The sequence below is a fragment of the Bacillus sp. TL12 genome, assembly GCF_022625245.1.
In the GTDB taxonomy this organism is placed as follows: Bacteria; Bacillota; Bacilli; order Bacillales; family Bacillaceae_G; genus Bacillus_A.
This window is the reverse complement of the sequence record NZ_JAJJBY010000159.1, coordinates 1-1,007: the sequence shown is the minus strand read 5'-3', so window position 1 is coordinate 1,007 and position 1,007 is coordinate 1. Positions and strand designations below refer to the sequence as shown.

The following is a 1,007-nucleotide window of genomic DNA, read 5'->3' as shown; positions in this document are numbered from 1 at the left end:
CGGACACTGCAAATCCCGTGTATACGGGACCGTGTGGTCCAAGGAGCGCTAAAACTCATATTGGAAGCTATCTTTGAGGCTGATTTCTGCCCAAATTCCTACGGATTCCGACCAAAACGCTCCCCGCATCAAGCGCTGGCAGAAGTGCGACGCAGTGTGCTGCGTCGTATGACCACAGTCATTGATGTTGATTTGTCACGTTACTTTGATACAATCCGGCATAACATCCTACTGAGGAAAATCGCAAATCGTGTCCAAGACCACCAAGTTATGCGCCTGGTAAAACAGGTGGTAAAAGCGACAGGAAAGATTGGAGTCCCGCAAGGGGGACCGTTCTCGCCACTAGCGGCAAACATCTACTTGAATGAGGTAGATTGGACATTTGATGCCATTCGGCGTAAAACGACGGAAGGCAACTATGAAGCTGTGAACTATCACCGATTTGCCGATGATATGGTTATCACCGTAAGTGGACACTCCAGTAAGCGGGGGTGGGCTGAACTGGCACTGCGACGACTGCAGGAACAATTGGAGCCTTTGGGAGTTGAACTGAATCTTGAGAAAACTCGGATGGTCGATGTCTTACAGGGAGAGTCTTTTGCCTTTCTGGGATTTGATTTCAGGCGAGTACTGAACCGAAATAAGACCCGACACTTCATATGCATGACCCCAAAGAAGAAAGCCCGTACGGCAGTGAAAGCAAGAATCCGCGAACTCATTCAAAACGCAGGAGCCAAAACAGCACAAGACTTAGTAAAACAAATCAATGCAGTACTAACAGGATGGGTGAACTACTTTCGAGTTGGAAACTCCAGCGGAGCATTTAGCGAAGTGCGTGATTATACGGAGATGAAAATCCGTACACTGCTGACAAGAAGGAAACGGCGACGAAAGCGTAGTATCGGATGGCAGAGATGGAGTAATGAATATCTCTATGGTGTACTGGGGCTCTACTGGGACTGGAAAGTCCATTCCCTTAAAAGTGCAGAGGGATACCGATGAAAGTG

General features: G+C 48.2%; 1 protein-coding gene. It reads left to right on the top strand.

The window, feature by feature from the left end:
• The coding region (locus tag LOK41_RS28210) for a reverse transcriptase domain-containing protein (RefSeq protein WP_241819383.1) at positions 1-1,002 on the top strand (1,002 nt) is incomplete at its 5' end.
• Between the last annotated feature and the right edge of the window lie 5 nt (positions 1,003-1,007).